This window comes from Ochrobactrum sp. Q0168 (genome assembly GCF_016427605.1).
In the GTDB taxonomy this organism is placed as follows: Bacteria; Pseudomonadota; Alphaproteobacteria; order Rhizobiales; family Rhizobiaceae; genus Brucella.
Window position 1 is genome coordinate 187,033 of sequence record NZ_JAELXQ010000007.1, and the last position, 22,067, is coordinate 209,099.

Consider the following 22,067-nt stretch of genomic DNA (forward strand, 5'->3'; position numbering starts at 1 on the left):
TCAATTATAAAAGGGGAGTTACAATGAAGAAACGTTTCCTGATCGCGGCCACCGCCGTACTTCTATGTTCAAGCGCGATGGCTTTCGCGCAATCGTCGGATGGTATTCTCACCATCGCAACCATTGGCGAGCCGCCAACGCTGGATGCGATGCAGACTCCAACCGATATTGTTCTGACGATTGATCAGCATATCTTTGAGACGCTTTACACCTATGATGAACAGTGGAAGTCGGTTCCGTTGCTCGCTGCTGGCATGCCGGAAATCTCCGAAGATGGATTGACTTACAAGATTTCGCTGAGAGAAGGGGTGAAGTTCCACGACGGTAGCGACTTTGACTCCAAGGACGTCGTTGCATCCTTGAAGCGATGGATGGAAATCAATTCCAAGGGCAAGCAGGTTGCCGGCATCGTGGACAGCCTGGCTGAAGACGGCGACCATGCCGTCATCATCAAGCTCAAGTCGCGTTATGCGCCGCTACTCGCGACGCTCTCGCAGGCGTCGATTATTATCCCGTCGGAGACAGTCGCCGATACGCTGACGAAGTTCGTTGGAACCGGTCCCTACGCGCTCAAGGAACGCAAACCGGATCAGTACACGCAGCTCGTGCGCTTCGATGATTATAAATCCCCGGAAGGCGAGCCAAGCAACTATGCAGGCAAGCGCGAGGCCATCGCAAAGGAACTGCGCTTTGTGCCTGTTCCCGATGCGAACACACGCGTTGAGGGGCTGATTTCCGGTCAGTTTGATTTCGCAGATTCGCTTCCTGTCAGCGCCTATGAGCGCGTTGAGGCAAGCGGCAAGGCGAAGCCGGTCATCTTCAAGAACTCCGGCTGGGCCTCCATGAACATCAACATGAAGGAAGGCGCGCTCGTCAAAAAGGAACTGCGTCAAGCGGTTCAAGCTGCACTCAATGCATCTGACATGATGCTCGCAGCCTTCTCCGATGACCGTTTTTACAGCGTCGATGGTTCGATCTTCCCGGAAGGTTCGTTCTGGCACACTGAAGCTGGTGTCGCCCGCTATGGCGAAGGTGATCCGGAAACAGCAGCCAAGCTCCTGAAGGATGCCGGATATGATGGCACGCCGATCCGACTCTTGACCAGCCGTCAGTATGAGTTCCATTACAAGATCGGCGAAGTGGCGAAAGCTTATCTTGAGGCAGCCGGTTTCAAAGTGGATATGCAGGTTGTCGATTGGGCCACATTGACGACGCGCCGCGCCGATCCCAAACAGTGGGATATCTTCATCACTCATTCGAACTTCCCTGGCGATCCGACGACCATCAACACCATTACAGACACTTATCCGGGCTGGTACGTGTCGGATCAGAAAGCCAAAGCCGTCGCCACCTATATGGATGCGACGAGCGATGCAGCAAAGCAGAAGGCGTGGGAAGGCATCCAGACCGTCATCTATGATGACGCGCCGCTCTACAAGGTCGGTAATTTCAATGCGCTTTCCGGCGTTGCGGACGGGGTTTCGGGTTATACGCCAACCTACTGGCCGCATTTCTGGAATGTAGCCCCGAAGAAGTGAGGCAAACCATGTCAAGGATCGTCCGGGCACTGTTGCATCGTTTGATAGGCATGGCCGTCGTGCTTGCCCTTGTCGTGACAGTTGTATTCGTCATTGTCCGGGTTACACCGGGCGATCCGGCTGCCGTCATGTTGGGGTCTGATGCGACCCCGCAGGACATTGCAGATTTGAGAGCGCGGATGGGGCTTGATGCGCCCCTTCTGGTCCAATATGGTCAGTTTGTGCTGGGCATATTCCAGGGAGATCTCGGCCAGTCTATCTTTCTCAATCAGCCCGTAACGCATGCGCTCGCTTCGCGTGCGGAACCGACATTTTTTCTCACGCTGTTTTCCATATTGATCGCGGTGCTGATTGCCTTGCCCGTCGGTGTGTTCTCAGCTGTGAAGCGAGGAACGTTCTTCGATCAAACTGTGGTCGTGCTGACCATGGTAGCCGCAAGTATACCCAGTTTCTGGCTGGGCTTGCTCCTTATTCAGATTTTCGCCGTGCAATATGGCTGGTTCCCAGCCTCTGGTTATGGTGGTCCCGATACAAGCTTTTTAGAGCGCCTGCACCATCTCATCTTGCCTGCGGTGGCGCTTGGCGTGGTTAATTCCGCACTCATTACCCGCTTTACCCGTGCAGCTATGCTTGATGTGCTGGGGGACGATTATGTACGGACGGCACGGGCAAAGGGTGCCAGTGAAGGCCGCGTTATCCTGAAGCATGCCTTCAAGAATGCGCTTGTGCCAATCATCACCGTCATTGGACTTTCTATCGCGATGCTGGTCGCAGGGGCCGTCGTTACCGAAACGGTATTCGGCCTGCCGGGCATTGGAAATCTGGTGGTATCGGCGGTTCTGCGCCGCGACTATCCGGTCATCCAAGGGACCTTGTTGGTCGTGGCCGCGATCTATGTGCTGATCAATTTTATGGTCGATATGCTCTATATTCTCGTAGATCCGAGGGTACGACTGTGACGCTCGCTTCTTTCTCCATGCCCTTTGCATCCAGCTTTCGACGTCTGTTCGGCAATCGGGCGATCTTGTTCGGTGCGCTGATCCTGCTCGCCGTGGTGCTGGCAGCCATTCTCGCGCCCTGGGTTGCACCCTATGCACCTAACAAGCTGTCGATCATTAACAAGCTTCAGGGACCTTCGTGGACGCATATTTTCGGCACTGATGAATTCGGACGCGATATTTTCTCACGTGCCATTTATGCAGGGCGCATCTCGCTGCTCGTCAGCCTCGGTGTGGTTGTGCTCTCAACTGTTCTGGGTGTCATACTGGGTGTCACGGCCGGATATTTCCGCAAGCTGGATACCCCAATCTCCAGACTACTCGACGCGATGATGTCCTTTCCGGATATTCTTCTCGCGATAGCGCTTGTTGCGGCGCTTGGCCCTTCGCTAATGACGGTCATCATAGCGCTCGGGATCACCTATGCGCCACGTCTGGCGCGTATCGTGCGCGGCTCGACACTGGTGATCCGCGAGATGCCCTATATCGAGGCGGCAATTTCGCTTGGCCTTCCGACATGGCAGATATTGTTGCGCCACGTACTGCTCAATCTGGCCTCTCCCATTCTGGTACAGGCAACATTCGTATTCGCATCTGCAATGCTGGCAGAGGCCAGCCTATCGTTCTTAGGCGTTGGCGTTTCAGCGGACATGCCGACCTGGGGAACCATGTTGGCATCGGGACGGGAATATATGAACAACGCACCGTGGCTCATGCTTTTTCCCGGCCTTGCCATAGTCTTCTCCGTCCTCTCGCTGCAACTTGTCGGTGATGGCCTGCGCGATCTGGTCGATCCGCGTCTCGCGAAGGAAAGCTGATCATGTTTGAAGAGCATAACGGCGATATTCGTCCTGTTCTGTCGGTTGAGAACCTGACCACCTCGTTCAAATCCGCAGAGGGTTGGCGGCCCGTTATCCGCAACATCAATTTCTATGTGAATGCTGGCGAGACAGTTGCAATTGTCGGCGAAAGTGGCTCAGGCAAAAGCGTGACCGCGCTTTCCACCATGCGGCTGCTGCCGCCCGCAAAATCAAGGTCTGAAGGCCGGATTCTGCTTGATGGGCGCGATCTCTTACAAGTATCGGAAGCGGAAATGCAGTCGGTGCGCGGTGGCTCCATCGGGATGATTTTTCAGGAGCCGATGACATCGCTCAATCCCGTCTTCACTATTGGCAATCAATTGGCTGAAGCGTTGGTGCTTCATCAGAAACTGAGCTGGCAGCAGGCCGAGGAGGAAGCTGTTCGCCTCATGGAGCGCGTTCGTATTCCTGCTGCACGCTCCCGCCTGAGAGAATATCCGCATAAGTTCTCCGGCGGCATGCGCCAGCGGGTGATGATTGCAATGGCGCTCGCCTGTCGCCCAAAGCTTCTGATCGCCGACGAACCGACGACAGCGCTGGACGTGACAATTCAGGCCGAAATTCTTCACCTCATTCGTGAACTGCAGCAGGAAGAGAACATGGCCGTTCTCTTCATCACGCATGATATGGGCGTGGTTGCTGAGGTGGCGGACCGTACTGTAGTCATGTTCCGTGGCGATATGGTCGAGACCGCTCGAACGGAGGACCTCTTCGCTGCGCCAAAAGAAATCTATACCAAATCCCTCCTCGCTTCCATTCCACGTTTGGGAACCATGGGGCGCGCAACGGCTCCAAAGAGGTTTCCTGCGGTCGATCCGAATACCGGAGAAGCCACAGATGGCAGGCAGACAAAGCCCGTGCTTGCGGATCAACCGCCGCTACTTCAGGCCTCCAATATTGTTGTGCGGTTTGAACTTCCAAACGGTCGCATTCACGCCGTTGAGGATGTTTCTTTCGACCTTCGCCGCGGGGAAACCTTGGCACTGGTGGGAGAATCCGGTTGCGGAAAATCGACGACTGGTCGCACGATTATGCGTCTACTGCAGCCCACATCGGGAAATATCGTCATTGACGGTCAGGACGTGACCACGCTTGGCGCATCGCAACTGCGCGCGATGCGGCGCAGTGCGCAGATGATTTTTCAAGACCCTTTTGCCTCGCTCAATCCGCGTATCCGCATTGGCGCGGCAATTGCCGAACCCATTCTGGCCCACAAGATGATGGGCAAAGGTGAGGCGAGGGCGCGGGTTGCAGAACTGCTGGAGCAGGTCGGGCTTTCGGCTTCGATTGCAGAACGCTTTCCGCATGAGTTTTCCGGGGGGCAAAGACAGAGAATTTCCATCGCACGCGCCTTGGCGTTGAAGCCAAAGCTTATCGTCGCTGATGAGGCGGTTTCGGCCCTCGATGTTTCAGTCAAGGCACAAGTGGCGAATCTCCTGCTTGATTTGCAGGAGCAGCATGATCTTGCCTATCTCTTCATCAGCCATGACATGGCTGTGGTGGAGCGGATCAGCCACCGCGTAGCGGTAATGTATCTCGGCGAAATTGTCGAGATCGGTCCGCGCGAAGCAATCTTTGGCAATCCTCAACACCCTTATACACGCCGCCTCATTGCAGCCGTGCCGATTCCTGATCCGTCGTCGCGCGGGCTGGTGCGCCCAGAGCTTGGGGAGGAGATTAAAAGCCCATTGCGGCCGCTCGATTATGTGCCGCCCAAGCACGGCTATATCGAAGTGTCGCCCGGGCATCTGGTGCAGGATTTCGCCGAATGGGGCGAGCGCCTATCCGCTGCGTGAGTGATACAACAATACCAATTGAATAAGGAGCCCAGACATGAGCAATGAAAAGCTGATCCGTTACGAAACCGCTGACAATCAGGCAGGCGGACAGCGCCGACCTTTTGCGAAAGCGGTTCGGGCAGGCGATTTCGTTTATGTCTCGGGACAAGTTCCGACGCTTAACGGTGAGGTTGTAGCGGGCAATATCGTTGTCCAGACCGAACAGGTGATCACCAACATTAAGGACGTGCTGGCTCTTGCTGACTGTACATTGGCTGATGTGGTCAAGGTAAATGTCTGGCTTGATGATGCGCGCGATTTCTCCAGCTTCAACGCGGTATTCCAAAAGCATTTTATCGACTATCCGCCAGCGCGTTCCACAGTCCAGTCGTCACTCATGGTCGATGCCAAGGTGGAGATGGACGTGATCGCCTATAAGCCGCAGGCATAAACGATAGCAATCTTCGTCAAGGCAATCTTTGATTTGGCTTGCCGAAATTGTACGTCAGTTGTGATCCAAAACACGCGACAGCCGCAGGGCAGCCAGCGTGCAGATCGCGCCGGATATCAGATAACCGCCGATGAAAATTATTCCGAGGCTACTCGCAAGGCCAAGTGCGACGAGAGGCGCAAAAGCCGCGCCAACCAGCCAGGCAAGATCCGATGTCAATGCCGCGCCGGTATAGCGATAATATTGTGTGAAACGGGAGGAGACAGCACCCGAAGACTGGCCAAATGTTAGCCCCAATATGCCGAAACCAATCAGAATATACGCATCTTGTCCCGCGCTGCCCGCATCGAGAAGAAAGGGGGCAGAAAAACTGAATATCGCGATGATGATGGCGCCAACCATCAGTTCGCTACGGCGTCCGATGCGATCCGCGACAAAGCCCGACAAAATGATGCCGACGATGCCGATTGCAGCACCAGCTACCTGCACCCAGAGGAAACGTTCTGCTGGCTGTGTTCCTGAAAGGACAACCCAGCTGAGTGGAAAAATCGTCACAAGATGGAACATGGCGAAGCTTGCCAGCGGCACAAATGCACCAAGCAGAACGTCGATGCTATGCTTGCTGAGCATTTCAAACACCGGTCGCGGCTGCAATTCCTGCGCTTCCATGGCTGCGCCGAATTCACTGCTCGCAACGATCCGAAGGCGCGCAAAGAGCGCAACGACATTGATCGCGAAGGCGACAAAGAATGGATAGCGCCAGCCCCACGCCAAAAAGTCTGCTTCGCTGAGATTATGTACGAAATAGGCGAAGAGAATGCTGGCGAGCGCAAAGCCGATGGGCGCCCCCAATTGCGGTATCATTGCGTACCAGCCCCGTTTGTTCTGGGGCGCGCTCAGGCTGAGCAGTGAAGCCAAGCCATCCCATGCACCACCGAGCGCGAAGCCCTGTCCAAGACGGAACAACGCGAGCAGAAACACGGCCCAATAACCGATCGTCTCATAGCCGGGCAGGAACGCAATAGAAGCAGTTGAGCCTCCAAGAATAACGAGTGCGAGCGTGAGTTTCGTTCCTCGTCCGTAATGGCGGTCAATCCACATGAAGATGAAAGAACCCACGGGACGCGCAATGAACGCGAGGGAAAAAACGGCAAATGACATCAATGTCGCCGACACCGCATCAGGCGCAAACGGGAAAATCAGCTTGGGGAAAACCAGAATGGACCCGAGCCCATAAACGAAAAAATCGAAGAATTCGGATGTGCGACCGATGACGACACCAATCGCGACGTTTCCCGGAGACAAGGGCTTTCCATCGCTGTGGATGCGTCGCGCGTCTTGTTCAAGACCTGTCGATGTCGGCGTGGCGGACGAACTCATGAAACTCTCCGAGGGAAACGTATCATGTGCTTTATGATGTCGCACCGAGGTACGATATCAAGGAACCAGCCAAAAAAAAAGCAGATATAGTTGCTTAAAAGCTCCTTTGCCGCGAAATTTTCATAAACTGAAAAATGGGTCTTTCCGAAATACGATTGTGCCTTATCATGTTTGAAGGAACAGAATGTAGGTCGGGTTTATCATGGACGCATTCTTTAGTTTCATACGAAATACGATACTGGCCTCACTTCTTTTGGGGCTTGCCGGGTGCAATATGGTCGTCATGTCCCCGTCGGGAGACATTGCCGCCCAGCAGAGGGACCTTATCGTCATATCGACGATCCTGATGCTCATCATTATTGTGCCGGTTCTTTTCCTTACGCTTTTCTTTGCGTGGCGATACAGGCAGTCCAATAGTTCGGCCAAATATGATCCTGAGTGGCATCATTCGACCGCACTGGAAGTGGTTATCTGGACGGCGCCTTTGCTCATCATTATTGCATTGGGTGCGATCACATGGGTCAACACGCATAAGCTGGACCCCTACAGAGCGCTGGATAGAATTGACAGCGCACGACCGGTTGAGCCGGGAACGAAGCCGCTGACCGTCGAGGTCGTGGCGCTCGACTGGAAGTGGCTGTTCTTTTATCCGGAGTACGGTGTGGCCACAGTCAACGAGATGGCGGCCCCCGTCGACAGGCCGATTGATTTCAGGATCACCGCTTCATCCGTCATGAATTCCTTTTATATTCCAGCACTTGCGGGCATGATTTACGCCATGCCCGGAATGCAGACACGACTGCATGCGGTGATCAATAAGGCTGGTGAATACGAAGGTTTTTCATCGAACTACAGCGGTGAAGGCTTTTCACATATGCGCTTCCAGTTTCACGGTCTCGATGATTCCGGCTTCGACACTTGGATCAGTCAGATCAAGCAGAACGGAACCGCGCTGAACCGCGATACCTATTTGAAGCTCGAAAAACCCAGTGTCCGGGAGCCGGTTCGGTATTTCGGCGCAGTCGAGAACGGGCTTTTTCAAGCCATATTGAATATGTGCGTTCGCCCCGGCCAGATGTGTATGAGCGATATGATGCATATTGATCGAATGGGCGGCGCAGGCATCGACAGTCGTGAAAACAAGCTCAAGCTTGAACACGACAATCGATATAGTCGCGACGATGCTCAACCTGCGGCGGCAGACGTTCAGGCCACTCCGAGCACTCATCAGAAACAGAGGCATGACATGCAAAATATGCACAACATGCCTTGAAACTGGATCAGTTCGATGGCGTGAAAAAGTTGGGTGTGACACTACAGTAGAGATTAGACGAGTACACAGGTCCAAACATTGAAAACGCGATGATCGCGTGAATATAACTTCGGGAATGTTCTATCATGATTGGCGGTAACAGTCCTACGAGTATAATTTTCGGGCGTCTCTCTCTTGAGGCGATACCCTATCACGAGCCCATTCTTTTGCTGACCTTCATCGTGGTCGCAATTGGTGGGATCGCCATTGTGGGGCTGATTACCTATTTCAAACTGTGGGGCTATCTCTGGCGCGAATGGTTCACCAGTGTGGACCACAAGAAGATCGGCATCATGTATGTCGTTCTCGCCTTGGTCATGCTTTTGCGCGGCTTTGCAGACGCGATCATGATGCGTATCCAGCAGGCGATCGCCTTTAATGGTTATGAAGGCTATCTGCCGCCGCATCACTATGACCAGATATTCACCGCCCACGGCGTGATCATGATCTTCTTCATGGCGATGCCATTCGTGACGGGCCTGATGAACTATGTGGTGCCGCTTCAGATCGGCGCGCGCGACGTATCGTTTCCGTTTCTCAACAATTTCTCGTTCTGGATGACGACCGGCGGCGCCATCATCATCATGATGTCGCTTTTTGTAGGAGAGTTTGCTCGTACTGGCTGGCTGGCCTATCCACCCTTGTCCGGTATTGATTACAGTCCTGATGTCGGCGTCGATTATTACATATGGGGCCTGCAGGTGGCGGGCGTTGGCACGACCCTGTCTGGCATCAACCTGATCGCTACCATCGTCAAGATGCGTGCGCCGGGCATGTCGTTCATGAAGATGCCGATATTCACCTGGACGTCGTTATGCACCAATATTCTCATTGTGGCGACGTTCCCGATCCTGACCGCAACACTCGCACTGCTATCCTTGGACCGTTATGTGGGGACCAACTTCTTCACCAACGACCTTGGTGGCAATCCGATGATGTATATCAACCTCATCTGGATCTGGGGGCACCCGGAAGTCTATATTCTTGTACTGCCGGCATTCGGCATTTTTTCCGAAGTGGTGGCGACATTCTGCGGTAAGCGCCTGTTCGGTTACGCTTCAATGGTCTATGCGACCTGCGTTATCATGATCCTGTCCTATCTCGTGTGGTTGCATCACTTCTTCACCATGGGATCAGGCGCTTCGGTTAATGCGTTCTTCGGCATCACGACGATGATCATCTCCATTCCCACGGGCGCAAAGATGTTCAACTGGCTTTTCACGATGTATCGGGGGCGCATACGCTATGAAGTGCCGATGCTATGGACGTTGGGGTTTATGGTGACATTCGTGATTGGCGGCATGACAGGCGTGATGCTTGCCATTCCTCCGGCCGATTTCGTGCTGCATAATTCGCTCTTTCTCATCGCGCATTTTCATAATGTGATTATTGGAGGCGTTGTCTTCGGCCTGATGGCGGGGTTGGTTTACTGGTGGCCGAAAGCCTTTGGCTATAAGCTCGACCCATTCTGGGGCACCATGAGTTTCTGGTTCTGGCAGATAGGCTTTCTCTTTGCTTTCATGCCGCTCTACGTTCTGGGCCTCAAAGGCGTCACACGCCGCGTCAGCCAGTTTGAAGATCCGTCGTTGCAGATATGGTTTGTTCTGGCCGCCTTTGGAGCGTTTTTGATCGCGCTCGGCATTGCATCATTTCTCATTCAGCTGGTGGTCAGCTATCTGAAGCGGGAACAACTGCGCGATTTGACTGGCGACCCCTGGGGCGGACGGACACTTGAGTGGTCAACCGCTTCACCACCGCCGGAGTATAATTTTGCTTTCACCCCGGTCGTGCATGACCACGACAGCTGGTATGATATGAAAAACCGTGGTTATGAGCGCCCGCTTACTGGTTATCGTCCCATCCATATGCCGCGTAACACGGGTGCAGGCGTCATACTTGCAGGGTTCAGCGTCGTTCTCGCCTTCGCTCTCATCTGGCACATCTGGTGGCTAGCAATAGTCTCCTTCGTGGCTTTGCTGATCACCGCAATCGGCCATACATTCAACTATAAACGTGACTTCTATATCCCTGCTGAAACCGTGGCGGCGACTGAAGATGCGCGTTCGAAACTTCTCGCTGGATAGGTTGAATTATGACAGAAACACATCTGGACCAAGCCGAGAAGCCGCAGTTCTATCTGACGGAAGACCACCATCCGGAAAACAGCACTATGCTGGGCTTCTGGCTCTATCTGATGAGCGACTGCCTGATATTTGCTGTTCTTTTTGCTACCTATGGCGTGCTTGGTCGCAATTATGCGGCCGGACCTTCACCAGCCGACCTGTTTGATCTCAGCCTGGTCGCGATCAATACGGCGATGCTTTTGCTGTCGTCGATCACATATGGCTTTGCCATGTTGCAGATGCAGCGTGATGACAAAACGGCAACGCTGTTCTGGTTGGGCATTACCGGCATTTTAGGCGCATTGTTTCTTGCAATCGAAATTTATGAATTCAGCCATCTTATTCGCGAAGGGGCCGGGCCGGGCCGTTCAGCATTCCTATCCTCGTTCTTCACGCTTGTAGGCACTCACGGCCTGCACGTCACTTTCGGTATCATCTGGCTGATCACGCTCATGTTGCAAGTCATGCGTCATGGTCTGATCGTCGAGAACCGCAGACGTCTGATGTGCCTTTCGATGTTTTGGCATTTTCTCGACGTTATATGGATCGGCGTGTTCTCCTTTGTATATTTGTTGGGAGTTCTGGGATGAGCGTACAAGGCGAGCACCACGGAGCCCAATCGGGCCATCACGACAATCATGGGTCGGGCGCGGACGAAGTCCATGCGACCTTTGGCGGATACATGACCGGCTTTGTGCTGTCGGTTATTCTCACCGCCATCCCATTCTGGCTTGTTATGGGCGATGTTTTCGCCAGCAAGCAGCTGACCGCCATGCTAGTCATGGGGATAGGGGCGGTCCAGATTGTGGTTCACATGATTTACTTCCTGCATATGAGCCCACGCTCTGAAGGCGGCTGGACGCTGATGGCACTGATCTTTACGCTCATCATCGTTGGTATCGCACTGGCTGGGTCTCTTTGGGTTATGCACCATCTCAACGAGAACATGATGCCGATGAGTCCGGAGATGATGAAGAACATGCCTTAGCTGCGGTCCCGGCGACCGCGCCTTTTATGACCTGTGTGCTGAAAGCCGTAGTGACAGAATTTCGGCCACAGCGGCAGGAAGTGAATCTTGTGGTAGTTCCTGAGCAGATACTGCGCCCATTGACGCCTGGACGTCGGCGATTTTGTCAGCAAGAGCGCCTGTCAGACCCAAAGCATCAAGTGTGGCGGCGCTTTCGCGCATTTCGGCCGCCCGGCGTGCACCGTGACGTAGCGTCCGCTCAAACATGTAGTTGACGTTCTGTGGCCAGCCGAGGCCCGGGTAGCTCGCTGAAAGCGAAGAAAGGACGTAGTCAAAGCAACCCGAAGCGGATGCAGCCAGCATCGTCTCGACAGTTAGTGCTTCAAGACCTTTGACGAAGAGAGAACGAACCATCTTGATGGCGGTCGCCGCACCCGGTTCCAGCCCTACGACTTCGAAATTGAAGCCAAGAGCGCGCATGTCGTCAGCCACTATATCAGCTGTTGCACCGGCAAGCAGCACGGGCGTTTGGTGGCCTCTTGGGTCGACGGGCGCCATAACCGCCATGTCGAGATAGGTGGCACCGCTTTTTCCCACTATGGCTGCGGTCTCTTTTTTCCGGTCAGGTGAGACGGAATTGATGTCGATAAACAGCTGATCACTGGAAAGTGCATCCATAACCGCAGCGGCGGCATTGAAGCTCTGGTCGGCGGTAACAGCGCTGATAATCCAGTCGGCACCCGCGATCGCTTCGCCTGCGGTGGGCTTTAATGCAAGACCACGCGCATTGGCTGCGGCAGCAATCGTGCTGTCCGCTTTCAGGTCGTAGGAGGCTATTATTTTGGCGGTGCCCAGCTTTTGCAAGCTGTCCGTAAATGAACGCGCGGCTTCGCCAAATCCAATAAATGCTATTTTCATAGTTCCTCTCAAGATTGGTGTGCCGCCACCAGATCGATGAATTGTTGTTGCGCTGCCGTTGGCATCCAGTTCTTACGTGTGGTCAAACCTATGGGGCGCTCGGTATGGCTAAGGTCGAGCGGCAGTTGTTTGAGAAATCCGCGAGCGAGTTCCGCCTGTGCCTGAAGATAGGATATGCAGCCCAAATGCTCGGTGCTGAGCAGCAATTCACGCATTAGCACCAGCGAGCTGGATTCGATGAGACTATCCGGTGCGCAGTCGGCATTTTCAAACAGCCGGTCGAAGTGCTGGCGGATGGGCGTCTCGCGGTTGCCGACGATCCAGGGGTAGCGGGCCAGATCCTGAACGGTAATGGTGCTTCGGCGCATCAAGGGATGCTCGCTTCCTGCAATCAGCGCCAGCGTATCGGTGAAGAGAACCTGTTGTTCCACATCGTCTATCGGTGTGGGAAACCGCAACGCTCCAATAAGAAAGTCAATCTCGCCTCGTCGCAGTGCGGAAAGAAGATCGACATAGGGTCCTTCCACAATCTTTATAAGGGTCTTGGGACGCAAAACGCGAAACTTGGCGATTGCCTTTGGCAGAATATAGGACCGTGACAGCGGCATGCCGCCGATCACCACCCGGCCTGTTTCTTCGGATATCGTATCTGCCACATCGGCTTCCGCCTGTTCAAGCTCGGCAAATGCCAATCGCGCGGCCTGGGCCAATTGCACGGTTATGCGGGTCGCAATAATGCCATAGGCAGTGCGTTCGAAAAGCTTGCGTCCAGAGGCATCTTCCAGCTGCGTGATTGCGCGGTGGACGGTGGGCTGGGCCAGATGCAAACGCCTCGCGGCCAGCGTAAAATTCTGGGTCTCATGGACAGCAATCAGTGCTTCCAGCTGCGCCGTAGTGACGGTGATGCAAAGACGCGGATTGATGCCGGACAGGATCGGGTCGATCAGTTCGAAAGTGCGCCGCACGCGAGTCGCAAAAGCCTCGCCGTGTAGATTGGCAAAAAGACCTGTGCTGGTGCGGGAAAACAGCGACATGCCAAGCTTGCGCTCTAATTTCGCCAGTGCCTGTGTCACGGCCGGTTGCGAGACGTGGCAGGTTTCCGCAGCCCTCGTTACGGAATTGCTGTCGACCACCGCCAGAAACACGCGCAGATGCCGGAAATTATGACGCGTATCCGATTGTGAAGAGGGCGATATGTGTGGGAAGAGCGGTGTTTCAGCGTTCATTTTTTCAAGCTTGCCAAGGTTAGCAAACTCTAGGCTGAGTTTAACGCTCTGTCCACGAGAGACACGGCGATGCGGTGTACTTGGCCGGGACTGATCCATGCGTTAAACCTCACATAACCGCTTTCGAATTATAGATGGGAGCGGCAAATATTGCCGCTCCCATCGCCTTTTACTTTGCAGGATCCTTGACCTGATCGTAGGTCTGAAACTCGGTGTTATAGAGTTCTCCGTCGACTTTCTCGACCTTGCGCATATAGATGTTCTGGACGATATCCCGCGTTGCCGGATCGATGGAAATCGGACCACGTGGGCTGTTGATTTGCATGCCTTTGGCAGCATCGACAAATGTATCGCCGGTTGCATCACCGCCGGTCTTTTCCAGCGTCTTGTAAATCAGCTCCAGCGCGTCCCAGGCGGACACTGCCACCATGTTGGGACGCATGCCGCCGTTTTCCTTTTTGAAGGCTTCCACGAAGGCCTTGTTTTCAGGCGATGCATGGCTCGCAGAGTAGGGACCTCCGGTGATAACGCCGATAGCCGGATCACCCATATCATTGATGAGGTCATCGTCGGTGACGTCGGCCATGGCGATGACCTTGATACCCGACTTGTCGAGTCCGCGCTCCACAAACTGCTTCATGAAAGCCGCACCCGCGCCGGTCGGCACGAAGACGAAGATCGCTTCAGGCTTTTCGTCTGCGGCGCGTTGCAGAAACGGAGCGAAGTCCGGATTGGCAAGCGGCACTTTGAGCTTGGACAACAGCGTGCCGCCATTGTCCTGCAACGTCTTTTCAAACCATTTTTCGGCATCCGCGCCTGGGCCATAGTCCGACACGATGCTGACGAATTTCTTGGTACCGTTTTCTGGCGCCCATTTGCCGATAACCGCTGCCATCTGCGGAATGGTCCAGGACGTCCGGAGAATGTAAGGCGATGCACCGGGGATTGAAGAAGTGGCCGCCACCATGATGATTTGTGGCACCTTGGCACGCTTCGAAAGTTGCGCCACCGATAAGGCCGTCGGTGTGTTGCCGAAGCCAGTCAGAATGGAGACCTTGTCTTTGGTCACCAGTTCCTGCGACAGCCGCAAGGCGTTGTCGGGGGTGCTGGCATCATCCTTGATGATGAATTCCACCTTCTTGCCGCCCGCCTTATCACCATGCGTGGCGAGATAGGTTTTGAGTGCGGCATTGATCTGCCGTCCGTTCGATTGAAAGCCGCCGGTCAGCGGAATGACGACGCCGACTTTAACGGTGTCTTCAGCCTGTGCCAGTGCAGGCAAACCGATTGCTGCTGCTGTCAGCGCTCCAAGTGCAAGTTTCTTTAATCCCATTGTTTTCCTCCTCCAAATTTTACCGGATACCCACGGCTCCGGCGATGTGTTCAAGTTATCGGCTGGTCCTACGAAAGGCCGACGCCCAGAAGCTGCCCCAGTGTGTCTTCATCACGGGCCAGCTCGTCACTTCGGCCCGCATAGGCCACAGCCCCGCGGTCGAGAACGATGGCTTCGTCTGTGATGTTGAGTATTTGTTGTGCGTGCTGTTCCACGATGATGGCCGAAAGGCCTTCCTCGCGAACGATCCGGCGTATGGCGGCCAGCAGTTCTTCCACGATGATCGGCGCCAGACCTTCGGTCGGCTCGTCGAGCAGCAGGACTTTGGGATTGATCACCAGCGCACGCGCGATAGACAGCATTTGTTGTTCGCCGCCCGACAGCTGATTACCCATATTGGCGCGCCGTTCCTGTAATCGCGGAAAAAGCGTATAGACCGCGTCGAGTGTCCAGCGACCGGGCCGCGCAATGGCCGTGATGTTTTCCTCGACTGTTAGTGAGCGGAAAATGCCGCGCTCCTGCGGAACCCACCCGATTCCCGCCGCAACGCGCCGTTCCGGTGCCATGCGCACTATGTCTTCGCCATCCAGTAAAATGCGCCCGCTGTGAAAGCGGGTCAGCCCGACAATGGTGTTGAGCGTCGTCGTCTTGCCAACACCGTTGCGTCCGAGTAGCGCCAGCGCTTCGCCTGGCTGAAGGCTGAAGCTCACGCCATGCAGCACGGTTGCCTTGCCATAACCGGCACAAAGTCCTTCCAGTTGTAGAAGATCAGCCATGCTGACCACCTCCAAGATAGACTTCCTTGACGCGTGGATCAGAGGCGATCTCTTCAACATTTCCTTCCGCAAACAAGGCACCGGAAACCAGAACTGAAATGCGGTCGGCAAAGCTGAAGACGAGGTCCATATCGTGTTCGATCAGTAGAACCGAAACATCGGCCGGAAGTTTCGCCAGACGCTTGAGCACTTCCTGCCGGTCGGCCTGCGGCACACCTGCCGCGGGTTCATCAAGCAGCAGAACTTTCGGTTCGCAAGCGATGGCAAGGGCAATTTCCAGCAGGCGTTGTTTGCCATAGGGCAGGGACGAGCAGGTGGAATCCATGACGCTTTCCAGCCCGAAGTCCTCGACCAGCCGCGCAATTTCGTCGTCGATCCCGGGCAAGGCACCAGTGCGGCGATACCATTGGGTGCCATATCCGCGACGCTCATTGATGACGAGCGCCAGACTTTCAACGACGCTAAGCTCGGCGAAGAGCTGGTTGATCTGAAATGTGCGCACCAGTCCGCGTTTCACACGCTTCTCACGCGAAATGGTCGAGACTCCGGCCCCATTCAGACGAATTTCGCCTTGTGACGGGGTAATCACGCCGGTCAACAGATTGATCAGTGTGGTTTTTCCGGCTCCGTTTGGCCCGATCAGGGCATGGCGTGCGCCGCGTTCCAGGCGGAAAGTCACATCATTAGTGGCTTTCAGTCCGCCAAAGAATTTGCTGAGATGAATAGTTTCCAGTGCGGCGACGGTCATTGTGTGGCCTCGCGGGATTTCTGAGTGCGCCGCGACAGCCGTGCCGAAAGCGCGCGGATGAATTGACGAGGACGGTCGCGTCCAAACAGAACGAAGGAGACGAGAAGGACGCCGAGCCAGAACTGCCAATATTGCGGTGTCACGGATGACAAGGCGTCCTGGATCAATTCGTAGACGAGTGCGCCAATCAGGCCGCCATAGAGATAGCCGGTGCCGCCGATGACAAGCACCATCAGGCCGTCTGCCGATTTCTGGAACGACAGAACATCGAGCGAAATGAACTGCTGTGTCTGGGTGAAAAGTGCACCCGCTATGCCGGCATAGGCACCGGCAATGGTGTAGATGCTCACCAGTCGGGAGCGCACGGGAACGCCAACTGCCGAAGCGCGTAGTGGGTTTTCGCGGGTTGCTTGCAGCGAATAGCCGAAAGGCGAGAAGACGATAAGGCGGGCCAGGACGAACAACACGAATAATACGGCCAGACTGTAGGCGTAGCCGGTATGGCCAAACAGATCCAACTCGAAGACGCCGAAGATCGGCTCGATGGTAATGCCTTGAAGCCCATCTGCGCCTCCTGTCAGCCAGCTCGCCTGATTGGCGATTTCATGACACACGGCGGCAACGCCGAGCGTCACCATGAGGCGGGTGAGGTCGCCGCCGCGCAGCAAGAGAAAACTGGTGGCGAAGGCCAGAAGTGCACCGGAGACCGCGCCGACAGCGAGACCCGTCAGCGGTTCGCCGGAGACATAGATCGAGAACAGGCCGCTGGCATAAGCGCCGACGCCGTACATTGCAGCCTGTCCAAGGGTTACCACGCCGCCATAACCGAGGATGAGGTCGATAGAAAGCGCCAAAATGGCAAAGCCGACGACCTCGATCAAGATGAGATGCTGGTCGGGAAAGAGGAACCAGGCGGCGACCGCTGCAACCCAGAAAACGACTTCTAGTAATCCCCAGCGGGTTCTCCGCTTGAGGCTCTGCGCGACATCCGAGGCGGAAACTGTCTGTGTCAGGGCATTATCCATCAGCTTGCCCTCGCAAAGAGGCCCTGCGGACGGAAAACAAGCACCGCAACCAGAACGATATAGATGATGAAACCGCCGAGTGCGGGAACGTAATATTTGCCCATCACATCGGCAATGCCGAGCAAGATCGACGCGACAAGTGGCCCGGTCATGCTGGAGGTGCCGCCGATGGAAACGACGATCAGGAAATAGACCATGAATTTCAAAGGAAAAGTCGGGTCGAGGCCGAGGATTTCAGCACCCAGTGCTCCGCCTAGTCCAGCCAGACCAGAGCCGACAGCAAAGGTCACGGCGAAAACGGTGTTGACGCGAATGCCAAGTCCTCGCGCGACACGACGATCATCGACCGAGGCGCGCAATTGGCTGCCGAAACGGGTCCTCGCTAATGCCAATTGGAGCGCTATAGCAAGAGCGCCGCACACGACAATAAGAAATGCGCGATAGATGCCGATGCCCACGCCAGCAATTTCTACCCGTCCGCGCAGGAACTCAGGGAGATTGAGGATCTGCTGTTGTGATCCCATCAGATAGTCGATTCCGGCCACGGCGATGAAAACAATGCCGATGGAAAACAGCACCTGATCGAGATGCGATTTTTCATAAAGACGGATATAGAGCGTCTTTTCCAAGATGACCCCGGCTATGGCCGTCACGATGAACGCGATGGGCAGCGTCGCCAAAAAAGGCACGCCAATACGGTTCGTGAGAATGACGGTGACATAGCCTCCGGCCATGGCGAAAGCGCCATGCGCGAGATTGATGAAATTCATCAATCCCAGCGTTACCGCCAATCCGCATGACAATACGAATAGCAGCATTCCGTAAGCTACCCCGTCGAACAAAAGGGTAAGCATTCTTCCTCCCAGTCGGATCGCGCCGAAAGGCGCGCCTCTCTATCGGATGATCGGAAGCAGCCATGCACTCGCGGCGCTTCCAATGCGTCCTGATTGGCTGTCAGGATTATGGAAAGTGCGCGTCAAACCCATTTAGAAATGGGCGTGACGACATAAGAAAATGCTATAGTTGGAATAGCACACATCTATGGGTTGGATTTATCTATAGCAAAAACTTATCATGTTGCGCCCATAACCAAATTGGAATGTGACGCGGTCTGTTGTGAAGTTTCCTCAGTTTAGAGGAGAGTTTCATGACCGAGAAAAAGACGGCGCTCGTTATCAGTGCGCATGCGGCCGATTTTGTCTGGCGCTGTGGCGGGGCAATCGCGCAGCACGCCGAGCTTGGATATAACGTAACCGTCGTCTGCCTTTCCTTTGGTGAGCGTGGAGAATCAGCCAAGCTCTGGAAAGATGCAGGTATGACGCTGGAGCGCGTCAAGGCGGCGCGCCGTACGGAATCGGAAAAGGCGGCAAAGGCTTTAGGCGTGCATGACCTCGTTTCGTTCGATCTTGGCGACTATCCGCTGCGTCTGAACGATGAGGACAAGTTCAAGCTCGTCGATGTAATCCGCGATGTGCAGCCGGCTTTCATGCTCAGCCATTCGCAATATGACCCCTACAACACCGACCATATGTATGCGACCGAGATTGCGCTTGAAACACGCATGATCGCACAGGCCTGGGGGCATAAGCCGGGTGAGAAAGTGCTTGGCGCGCCGCAGCTTTATCTGTTCGAGCCACACCAGACCGAACAGATGGGCTGGAAGCCTGACACGTTTTTGGACATCACATCGGTTTGGGACAAGAAATGGGCCGCCATCCAGTGCATGGAAGGGCAGGAACATTTGTGGGCCTATTACAAGAATGTCGCCGAAAATCGCGCGAACCATTTCATGCGCAATTCGGGCGGGCAGTCCGGTGGCCGCAAGGCAAAATATGCCGAAGGCTTCCAATCAGTATTTCCACGTACCGTGGATGAGCTTTAAACAGCATGGCGTATGACAGGGAGGACGCCATGGAGCGGAGTTTCGATATTGCCCACCTCGCGCATGTCGAGGTGTATACCGACAAATTCGAGGAAAGCCTCGATTTTTTCACGCGCATCTACGGGCTGAAACTGTCTGGCATGGATGAGCAGTCCGCCTATTTGCGGGCCTGGGACGATTATGAATTCCATTCGCTCAAACTGACCCGGCATCACACCACTGGCGTCGGACATATCGCTTATCGCGTAGCGTCGCCGGAGGCATTGGAGCGCCGTGTGAAAGCCATCAGCGAAAGCGGATACAAGATCATCGGTTGGGTGGGGGGTGATCGAGGGCATGGCCGAGCGTTCCGGTTTGAGGATCCGTTCGGCCATGTCTTTGAGATCTATTGGGATACCGTGCGCTATACGGGACAAGGCGCGGATGCGCCGGTTCTCAAGAACACCGCAAGCGCCTATACCGGCGCAGCACCGCGACGGATCGATCATCTCAATCTCCTGTGCAGCGACGTGACGGAGTTCCGCAGGTTTATGGAAACTTGTCTTGGGTCGCGTGTCACGGAGATGATCCAGCTCGATAATGGTCGCATCGGTGGTGCGTGGTTCACCATCAACAACAAGACCTACGATCTTGCCTGCACGGAAGAGCATGGCGGCGGTCATGCGCGTTTACATCATCTCACCTATGCCACGGATCAGCGAGAAGACATTCTGCGTGCAGCCGACATCTTCCTTCAAAATGGCGTTCATATCGAGACCGGTCCGCACAAGCACGCCGTGCAGGGCACGTTCTTTCTCTATGTCTGGGAACCGGCGGGCAATCGTGTGGAACTGGCCAATTCAGGCGCACGTCTGATCCTCGCGCCGGACTGGGAGCCGATCGTCTGGACGGAGTCGGAGCGCAAAAAGGGACAGGCCTGGGGTCTGAAGACAATTGAGACGTTCCATACTTACGGAACGCCCCCGGTCGCCGGAAGTAACAAGGAGCATTGAATGCCAGTCGTCGTTCAGAATATCGCGCGCGCCAAACCGGAAGTCATTGATGGGCTGGCGGCGGCAGGTGTGGCAACCGTCCACGAAGCGCAGGGACGCAAAGGTCTGCTGGCAAGCTATATGCGCCCGATCTATTCCGGCGCGCAGGTTGCCGGATCGGCTGTAACGATTTCGGCGGCTCCGGGCGACAACTGGATGATCCATGTGGCAATCGAACAGTTGCAGCAAGGCGATATTCTGGTTCTGGCGCCAACAAGCCCCTGCGAGGATGGCTATTTCGGCGATCTGCTTGCCACTTCGGCACAGGCGCGGGGGTGCCGCGGGTTGATCATCGATGCGGGTGTGCGCGATGTGCGCGATCTGACGTCTATGGGCTTTCCAGTTTGGTCAAAGGCTGTCTTTGCGCAGGGAACGGTGAAGGAAACACTGGGATCGATCAATGTTCCTATCGTCTGTGCCGGAGGCTATGTCGAGGCGGGCGATATTATCGTGGCCGACGATGACGGTGTCTGTGTCGTGAAGCGCACTGAGGCTGAAGACGTGTTGAGTGCAGCACAAACGCGCCTTGCCAATGAGGAAGCTAAACGCGCGCGGCTGGCGGCGGGTGAGCTGGGTCTCGACATCTACAAAATGCGCGAACGTCTGGCGGAAAAGGGCCTCAAATATGTATGAGGACGGCATTCCGTGCTTCTGGATGCGGGGAGGGACATCCAAGGGCGCCTATTTTCTGGCCGAGAACCTGCCATCTGATAGGCAACAGCGTGATGCACTACTGCTGGGCGTCATGGGCTCGCCGGATGTTCGCCAGATTGACGGTATCGGCGGTGCCGATCCACTGACCTCGAAAGTGGCCATCCTGTCGCCTTCCAGCCGCGATGATGCGGATGTGGATTATCTCTTTTTGCAGGTCCTTGTGGATCAGCCACTTGTCAGTGATGCGCAGGGTTGCGGGAATATTCTGGCAGGTGTTGGACCGGCAGCCATTGAAATGGGATTGGTGGCTGCGAAGGACGATGTGACGCCGGTACGCATTCACATGGTCAATTCGGGTGAGATCGCGCTTGCCCAGATTTCCACTCCCAGCCGTCGCGTCAATTATGCCGGTGATACAGCAATCGCTGGCGTTCCGGGCACTCATGCCGCCGTACCTCTTCTGTTCATGAATGTCGCCGGCTCCATGTGCGGAGCGTTGTTGCCGACCGGCAACGAAATGGACGTCATAGACGGTGTCGAAGTAACCCTTATCGACAATGGAATGCCTTGCGTCATCATGTGCGCTGCCGATTTCGGCCTGGCAGGTACGGAGACCCGCGAAGAGCTGGAAGCGAATAATGATCTTAAAGCAAAGCTTGAAGTAATCCGACTAAAGGCAGGCCTATTGATGAATCTCGGCGATGTGCGCGAGGCGTCCGTACCGAAAATGACGCTCGTTTCTGCGCCCACTGCCGGAGGTGCCATATCGACGCGCAGCTTCATTCCGCATCGTGTTCATGCTTCCGTCGGTGTTCTGGCGGCGGTGACGGTCGCGACAGCAACACGCTTGCCCTCCAGTCCCGCAGCTAAGCTGGTGAATGCACCGCAAGATGGCCGCTATGCGATTGAACATCCAAGCGGCGCGATGGAGGTTTTCCTCGATCTGGCGGCAGACGGAACGGTCAAAGGCGCAGGCACGATCCGGACAGCCCGCAAACTGTTCGAAGGCAAGGTTTTTCCGACGGCGAGTAGGTAGTCATTTGACATGCATTTGATGAATATGCCTG

At 55.2% G+C, this 22,067-nt stretch carries 21 protein-coding genes; 13 read left to right on the plus strand and 8 right to left on the minus strand.

From position 1 onward, the window contains the following. The first annotated feature begins 23 nt into the window (after positions 1–23). Genes JAU75_RS14575 through JAU75_RS14595 form a run of 5 tightly spaced genes read left to right on the plus strand, consistent with a single transcriptional unit; the run spans position 24 to position 5,625 of the window. Positions 24–1,538, plus strand: coding sequence for an ABC transporter substrate-binding protein (locus JAU75_RS14575; protein WP_199057224.1), 1,515 nt, complete (start codon positions 24–26; stop codon positions 1,536–1,538). Positions 1,539–1,546: 8 nt separating this feature from the next. Next, positions 1,547–2,497 (plus strand): ABC transporter permease, encoded by a 951-nt coding sequence (locus JAU75_RS14580; RefSeq protein WP_210339311.1) that lies wholly within the window; start codon positions 1,547–1,549, stop codon positions 2,495–2,497. After that, positions 2,494–3,354 carry an ABC transporter permease gene (locus JAU75_RS14585; protein ID WP_371836182.1) on the plus strand — a complete coding sequence of 287 codons (861 nt, stop codon included), beginning with the start codon at positions 2,494–2,496 and terminating at the stop codon, positions 3,352–3,354. Before JAU75_RS14580 ends, JAU75_RS14585 begins: the two co-directional genes overlap by 4 nt. Before the next feature lie 2 nt (positions 3,355–3,356). Then, complete coding sequence (locus JAU75_RS14590; RefSeq protein WP_199057225.1) at positions 3,357–5,192, plus strand: ABC transporter ATP-binding protein; 1,836 nt, start codon at positions 3,357–3,359, stop codon at positions 5,190–5,192. 37 nt (positions 5,193–5,229) lie between these two features. Beyond that, a complete protein-coding gene (locus JAU75_RS14595; RefSeq protein WP_199057226.1) occupies positions 5,230–5,625 on the plus strand; it encodes a Rid family hydrolase in 396 nt (131 codons plus the stop codon). A gap of 54 nt (positions 5,626–5,679) precedes the next feature. On the opposite strand, the gene JAU75_RS14600 is transcribed toward JAU75_RS14595, so the two are convergent. After that, the gene (locus JAU75_RS14600) at positions 5,680–7,005 is read right to left on the minus strand and encodes an MFS transporter (RefSeq protein WP_199057227.1); all 1,326 of its coding nucleotides are present in this window, start codon (positions 7,003–7,005) and stop codon (positions 5,680–5,682) included. A 202-nt stretch (positions 7,006–7,207) separates the two neighbouring features. On the opposite strand from JAU75_RS14600, the gene cyoA reads away from it, so the two are divergent. The 4 genes from cyoA (at position 7,208) to cyoD (ending at position 11,428) form a co-directional block, all read left to right on the plus strand. Beyond that, positions 7,208–8,278: a ubiquinol oxidase subunit II gene (gene cyoA / locus JAU75_RS14605; RefSeq protein WP_199057228.1), complete on the plus strand. Its 1,071-nt coding sequence runs from the start codon at positions 7,208–7,210 to the stop codon at positions 8,276–8,278. Positions 8,279–8,403: 125 nt separating this feature from the next. Continuing rightward, complete coding sequence (gene cyoB, locus JAU75_RS14610) at positions 8,404–10,401, plus strand: cytochrome o ubiquinol oxidase subunit I (RefSeq protein WP_199057229.1); 1,998 nt, start codon at positions 8,404–8,406, stop codon at positions 10,399–10,401. An 8-nt stretch (positions 10,402–10,409) separates the two neighbouring features. Further along, the gene (gene cyoC, locus JAU75_RS14615) at positions 10,410–11,030 is read left to right on the plus strand and encodes a cytochrome o ubiquinol oxidase subunit III (protein WP_199057230.1); all 621 of its coding nucleotides are present in this window, start codon (positions 10,410–10,412) and stop codon (positions 11,028–11,030) included. After that, on the plus strand, positions 11,027–11,428 hold the full coding sequence (cyoD, locus tag JAU75_RS14620) for a cytochrome o ubiquinol oxidase subunit IV (protein ID WP_078337136.1): 402 nt from the start codon (positions 11,027–11,029) through the stop codon (positions 11,426–11,428). The genes cyoC and cyoD overlap by 4 nt, the downstream gene beginning before the upstream one ends. A gap of 24 nt (positions 11,429–11,452) precedes the next feature. Here cyoD and JAU75_RS14625 read toward each other — a convergent pair whose 3' ends face one another. The 7 genes from JAU75_RS14625 to JAU75_RS14655 all read right to left on the minus strand — a co-directional run bounded on the left by JAU75_RS14625 (position 11,453) and on the right by JAU75_RS14655 (position 18,287). Further along, on the minus strand, positions 11,453–12,325 hold the full coding sequence (locus tag JAU75_RS14625; RefSeq protein ID WP_199057231.1) for a DUF1932 domain-containing protein: 873 nt from the start codon (positions 12,323–12,325) through the stop codon (positions 11,453–11,455). An 8-nt stretch (positions 12,326–12,333) separates the two neighbouring features. After that, the gene (locus JAU75_RS14630; protein ID WP_199057232.1) at positions 12,334–13,551 is read right to left on the minus strand and encodes a LysR family transcriptional regulator; all 1,218 of its coding nucleotides are present in this window, start codon (positions 13,549–13,551) and stop codon (positions 12,334–12,336) included. Positions 13,552–13,720: 169 nt separating this feature from the next. Then, the gene (locus JAU75_RS14635; protein WP_199057233.1) at positions 13,721–14,884 is read right to left on the minus strand and encodes an ABC transporter substrate-binding protein; all 1,164 of its coding nucleotides are present in this window, start codon (positions 14,882–14,884) and stop codon (positions 13,721–13,723) included. 68 nt (positions 14,885–14,952) lie between these two features. Then, positions 14,953–15,660 (minus strand): ABC transporter ATP-binding protein, encoded by a 708-nt coding sequence (locus tag JAU75_RS14640; protein ID WP_199057234.1) that lies wholly within the window; start codon positions 15,658–15,660, stop codon positions 14,953–14,955. Next, complete coding sequence (locus JAU75_RS14645; RefSeq protein ID WP_199057235.1) at positions 15,653–16,408, minus strand: ABC transporter ATP-binding protein; 756 nt, start codon at positions 16,406–16,408, stop codon at positions 15,653–15,655. The genes JAU75_RS14640 and JAU75_RS14645 overlap by 8 nt, the downstream gene beginning before the upstream one ends. Beyond that, positions 16,405–17,433: a branched-chain amino acid ABC transporter permease gene (locus JAU75_RS14650; protein ID WP_199057236.1), complete on the minus strand. Its 1,029-nt coding sequence runs from the start codon at positions 17,431–17,433 to the stop codon at positions 16,405–16,407. Before JAU75_RS14650 ends, JAU75_RS14645 begins: the two co-directional genes overlap by 4 nt. Next, positions 17,433–18,287 carry a branched-chain amino acid ABC transporter permease gene (locus JAU75_RS14655; protein ID WP_199057237.1) on the minus strand — a complete coding sequence of 285 codons (855 nt, stop codon included), beginning with the start codon at positions 18,285–18,287 and terminating at the stop codon, positions 17,433–17,435. The genes JAU75_RS14650 and JAU75_RS14655 overlap by 1 nt, the downstream gene beginning before the upstream one ends. A 293-nt stretch (positions 18,288–18,580) precedes the next feature. Here JAU75_RS14655 and JAU75_RS14660 point away from each other — a divergent pair, with 293 nt between their 5' ends. Genes JAU75_RS14660 through JAU75_RS14675 form a run of 4 tightly spaced genes read left to right on the plus strand, consistent with a single transcriptional unit; the run spans position 18,581 to position 22,036 of the window. Beyond that, positions 18,581–19,315, plus strand: coding sequence for a PIG-L deacetylase family protein (locus JAU75_RS14660; protein ID WP_199057238.1), 735 nt, complete (start codon positions 18,581–18,583; stop codon positions 19,313–19,315). A gap of 29 nt (positions 19,316–19,344) precedes the next feature. Further along, positions 19,345–20,307 (plus strand): VOC family protein, encoded by a 963-nt coding sequence (locus JAU75_RS14665; protein WP_199057239.1) that lies wholly within the window; start codon positions 19,345–19,347, stop codon positions 20,305–20,307. Then, a complete protein-coding gene (locus JAU75_RS14670) occupies positions 20,308–20,979 on the plus strand; it encodes a 4-carboxy-4-hydroxy-2-oxoadipate aldolase/oxaloacetate decarboxylase (protein WP_199057240.1) in 672 nt (223 codons plus the stop codon). Continuing rightward, positions 20,972–22,036, plus strand: a complete 1,065-nt coding sequence (locus tag JAU75_RS14675; RefSeq protein ID WP_199057241.1) for a 4-oxalomesaconate tautomerase — start codon at positions 20,972–20,974, stop codon at positions 22,034–22,036. The genes JAU75_RS14670 and JAU75_RS14675 overlap by 8 nt, the downstream gene beginning before the upstream one ends. Positions 22,037–22,067 lie beyond the last annotated feature (31 nt).

Bases quoted from the DNA above. Each gene is read 5' to 3' on its own strand.
- JAU75_RS14655 (WP_199057237.1), bottom strand. From the start codon at position 18,287: ATGCTTACCCTTTTGTTCGACGGGGTAGCTTACGGAATGCTGCTATTC.
- JAU75_RS14675 (WP_199057241.1), top strand. From the start codon at position 20,972: ATGTATGAGGACGGCATTCCGTGCTTCTGGATGCGGGGAGGGACATCC.
- JAU75_RS14595 (WP_199057226.1), top strand. From the start codon at position 5,230: ATGAGCAATGAAAAGCTGATCCGTTACGAAACCGCTGACAATCAGGCA.
- cyoA (WP_199057228.1), top strand. From the start codon at position 7,208: ATGGACGCATTCTTTAGTTTCATACGAAATACGATACTGGCCTCACTT.
- JAU75_RS14580 (WP_210339311.1), top strand. From the start codon at position 1,547: ATGTCAAGGATCGTCCGGGCACTGTTGCATCGTTTGATAGGCATGGCC.
- JAU75_RS14590 (WP_199057225.1), top strand. From the start codon at position 3,357: ATGTTTGAAGAGCATAACGGCGATATTCGTCCTGTTCTGTCGGTTGAG.
- JAU75_RS14645 (WP_199057235.1), bottom strand. From the start codon at position 16,408: ATGACCGTCGCCGCACTGGAAACTATTCATCTCAGCAAATTCTTTGGC.
- JAU75_RS14625 (WP_199057231.1), bottom strand. From the start codon at position 12,325: ATGAAAATAGCATTTATTGGATTTGGCGAAGCCGCGCGTTCATTTACG.
- JAU75_RS14600 (WP_199057227.1), bottom strand. From the start codon at position 7,005: ATGAGTTCGTCCGCCACGCCGACATCGACAGGTCTTGAACAAGACGCG.
- cyoC (WP_199057230.1), top strand. From the start codon at position 10,410: ATGACAGAAACACATCTGGACCAAGCCGAGAAGCCGCAGTTCTATCTG.
- JAU75_RS14635 (WP_199057233.1), bottom strand. From the start codon at position 14,884: ATGGGATTAAAGAAACTTGCACTTGGAGCGCTGACAGCAGCAGCAATC.
- JAU75_RS14670 (WP_199057240.1), top strand. From the start codon at position 20,308: ATGCCAGTCGTCGTTCAGAATATCGCGCGCGCCAAACCGGAAGTCATT.
- JAU75_RS14640 (WP_199057234.1), bottom strand. From the start codon at position 15,660: ATGGCTGATCTTCTACAACTGGAAGGACTTTGTGCCGGTTATGGCAAG.
- JAU75_RS14630 (WP_199057232.1), bottom strand. From the start codon at position 13,551: ATGAACGCTGAAACACCGCTCTTCCCACACATATCGCCCTCTTCACAA.
- JAU75_RS14650 (WP_199057236.1), bottom strand. From the start codon at position 17,433: ATGGATAATGCCCTGACACAGACAGTTTCCGCCTCGGATGTCGCGCAG.
- JAU75_RS14575 (WP_199057224.1), top strand. From the start codon at position 24: ATGAAGAAACGTTTCCTGATCGCGGCCACCGCCGTACTTCTATGTTCA.
- JAU75_RS14665 (WP_199057239.1), top strand. From the start codon at position 19,345: ATGGAGCGGAGTTTCGATATTGCCCACCTCGCGCATGTCGAGGTGTAT.
- cyoB (WP_199057229.1), top strand. From the start codon at position 8,404: ATGATTGGCGGTAACAGTCCTACGAGTATAATTTTCGGGCGTCTCTCT.
- cyoD (WP_078337136.1), top strand. From the start codon at position 11,027: ATGAGCGTACAAGGCGAGCACCACGGAGCCCAATCGGGCCATCACGAC.
- JAU75_RS14660 (WP_199057238.1), top strand. From the start codon at position 18,581: ATGACCGAGAAAAAGACGGCGCTCGTTATCAGTGCGCATGCGGCCGAT.